Origin of the sequence: Acinetobacter sp. GFQ9D191M, assembly GCF_011174875.1 — a bacterium.
Taxonomy (GTDB): Bacteria; Pseudomonadota; Gammaproteobacteria; order Pseudomonadales; family Moraxellaceae; genus Acinetobacter.
The window spans coordinates 1-3,202 of the sequence record NZ_JAALGV010000137.1; the positions used below are offsets into that span (position 1 = coordinate 1).

General features: G+C 36.0%; 2 protein-coding genes. One reads left to right on the top strand and one right to left on the bottom strand.

Going from position 1 to position 3,202, the window contains the following annotated elements:
* Nucleotides 1-176 precede the first annotated feature (176 nt).
* The gene (locus tag G5T77_RS16215; protein ID WP_166139552.1) at nucleotides 177-1,574 is read right to left on the bottom strand and encodes a dihydrolipoyl dehydrogenase; all 1,398 of its coding nucleotides are present in this window, start codon (nucleotides 1,572-1,574) and stop codon (nucleotides 177-179) included.
* A gap of 156 nt (nucleotides 1,575-1,730) precedes the next feature.
* Between G5T77_RS16215 and G5T77_RS16220 the strand changes: the two genes are divergently transcribed.
* Nucleotides 1,731-3,197, top strand: coding sequence for a hypothetical protein (locus G5T77_RS16220; RefSeq protein WP_166139550.1), 1,467 nt, complete (start codon nucleotides 1,731-1,733; stop codon nucleotides 3,195-3,197).
* Nucleotides 3,198-3,202: the final 5 nt, after the last annotated feature.

Consider the following 3,202-nt stretch of genomic DNA (forward strand, 5'->3'; position numbering starts at 1 on the left):
GCTCACGCAGGGGGCTTTTTTATGCGTGGGATTTCATGGTTATAGATTTTTCTATTGATACTTTATGATCTAAAAAAAGAGTTAAAGAGTAACAAGGTGCAGCCAAAACTTCAGAGCTATTAGCTGCACCATATTGTTTGAAGTAATTAAATTTTATCTATCCTTCTTTAAGATATTTAAGAATTGTCAATTACTTCCTGTTGATCAAGCTGACGACGAGCATGTTTAAATGCTGTTCTTAGCCCTTCTTCTAAAGTCGGATGATAGTAAGGCTTTGCCAGAATCTGATGAATATCCTGCTCTGCATCAATCATCCAGGCTAGTATGTGTGCTAGATGTTCGGCTTGAGGGCAGAATAATTCAGCACCTAATAATTTTCCTGACATTTTATCTATATATACTTCAGCCCCACCTTTATTTTCTGAAAGAATTAACGCGCGTCCCTGTCTTTCATAAGATACAAAGCCTCTAATATATTCCGTATTTTTCTCTTCTAGCTGTCTGAAACTTTGTCCAATAATCGCCATTTCTGGTTGGCTAAATACGATTGCCAAAGGAGTTAGGGCAGAAATAGGCTGAACATCTGGAAAATTTAAGCAGTTCTGGACCACTTCTTTACCATTATGGGCAGCTTCATGTTGAATTGGGACATCAGGGGCTGCATCGCCAACAATAAAAATAGGCAAGTTTTCTAATTGCTTGGTTTTTTTATTAATAGGTAGCTTTTTAACATCTTGGAATTCAGGATTAATTTTTTCCAAACCTAATCGATCTAAATTAGAACTACGTCCAGTAGCTGAGAGTACATAATCTACTTCAAGACTTTGTTTTTGATCATTCTCTATATAGTCAATTTTTACCTGATCAGTAAGGAGTTTGACTTGATTAGGTAAAGTTTTAAATTTGATATTCAGCTCGTTATTTAATTGCTCTCTAACCAAAGCTTGTAGAGTTGGACTGGTGAGTGCACCTATTTTCTGACTACGAGCAAACATAGTAGTACGTACCCCTAAACGTTGCATGGCTTGAGCCAATTCAATTGCAATAACGCCACTACCAATCACTGCTAAGGATTTAGGTAGCTGTGTAAGTTCAAAGATTTCATCAGATGTCAGGAGTTTATCGCCTAGTTCATCTTTTAAGGTAGCATCAAAATTTGGTCGAGAGCCTACTGCAATAATAAAACTTTTAGCTTGATAAGATTTTCCTTCTACTTGGACTGTTTGAGCATTGGTAAATTTTGCGTGCCCTGATACCTTATGAGTTGAATCCCATTGTTCTACTTCTTTTAAAGTGGCCCGAATATAATGATCACGAAGCTTATGTAGGCGATCCATAACGGTGGAGGTATTTATTACGGCATCATGCTGTAATCCGAGATTTTCTGCAGTTTTTATCTCATGCATACGGTTAGCAGAAGAAATCAGAAGCTTGCTCGGCATACAGCCTACACGAGCACATGTTGTATCCCATGAACCGGCATTAATAATTAAAATATTTTGGGTATATTTAATAGCTTCTTTATAAGCACTAATTCCTGCTGTGCCTGCGCCGATAATGATTAAGTCGTACATTTATTGCTCTTATCAAATTTATTTGATTGTTATAAGCTAGCATACAAAACATTTGGCTTACCTTTATTTACATAAAAGCTCAACTGTGGTTACATAACGCATAATTAAATAAAGATTGATAACAAACTCTGAAGATAGAGGGACTTGGGGATTTAAATGATTAGTAAACAATTAAGTATGAAGTTATCTGCTCTTACTTTTGCACTAATGTTGGCCGGCTGCGGCGGTGGTGGTAGTGACGGATATTATAATAGTGGATCAAATTCCGGTAATACTGGGGGAGGTTCAGATAATGGTATTGAAAATCCTGAAGTTTCTAAACTTAATATTAGTAATGTAGAAATCATTGATGAGAATGGCAAAATAACTACAGTAATTACAAGTGCTGGTGCTATTGCGCAAGTTAAAGTGACAGATGAAAATAAATCACCTTTAAGTGGTGTATTAGTTACTTTTTCAGGTGAAGGAATTGCATTTAGTACTAGCAATGCTTCTGTATTGACAGATATGAATGGTGTCGCTGTCATTGCAATTAAACCAGTTGATGATCAAATAACAGGTGCGTATAAAATTTCAGCTGCAGCTGAGATGAATGAAAATACTGCTCAATCCGCGGCAACAAACTTCACTATTGGTCAATTACAAACTAAGTTTGATAACGTTAAATTAGAAAGTACATCAATTGAAGCGGGTGGCTCAGTTAGATTAACTGCAAATACTGTTGATAAAAATACTGGTGTACTTTTAAACAATATTAAGGTTAACTTTGAAGCTGAATGTGGAACATTTAGCACGAATGAAATTTTTTCTAATCAAGGGATTGTTGAAACTATCTATACTGCTATTTCAAGCGGTGGTCAATTATGTACTGGTACTCAAAAATTAACACTTTTAGCAAACAATGGGGCTGTCACTACAACTCAAAATGTGAATATTAATGCGATTAAGGCAAACTCCATAGTTTATACTTCTGGAGAGTTAAAATTAGGCATTCTAAGTAGTGGATCAAGTTCATCTGGAAAAGTTGAATTTACAGTATATTCAAACAACATTCCTGCACGTAATCAGGATGTGAACGTTGAGCTAGTTTACGCACCAAATGATTTTTCATTTGTTTCTTTAAATAATAAAACAAGTAAAATAATTAAGTCTGATGATCAAGGGCGAGTTATTGTTGATGTATTCCCAGGAAGTATTCCTGGCCCTGTAGAAATTAAGGCGACTTTAGTAAGTGACTCACAGGTTACTGCATTATCTAAAGATGTTTCAGTAGCAACAGGCCGTGTAACACAAAATGGTTTTAGTCTTTCTGTAAGTAAAAATGCTTTACAGTGGAATGTAGATGGGGATAAAGCTACTATCACAGCTCGACTACGTGATCGTGTAGGAAATAAAGTACCAGATGGTACAGTCGTAAGTTTTAATACAGAGGGTGGTAGTATTACACCTAACTGTTCAACTGTAAATGGCGAATGTAGTGTGGAATTACAAACACAAGATCCACGTCCTGCTGACAATCGTGTAACAGTATTAGCGTATGTTGAAGGGGATAAATCTTATATCGACAAGAACTCAGATAATTTATATACAGCGGGTATTGATGAATTAACTAGGGTCTGTTGACACTT

Coding starts and splice junctions, on each gene's coding strand:
- G5T77_RS16215 (WP_166139552.1), bottom strand. CDS start 1,574: ATGTACGACTTAATCATTATCGGCGCAGGCACAGCAGGAATTAGTGCT.
- G5T77_RS16220 (WP_166139550.1), top strand. CDS start 1,731: ATGATTAGTAAACAATTAAGTATGAAGTTATCTGCTCTTACTTTTGCA.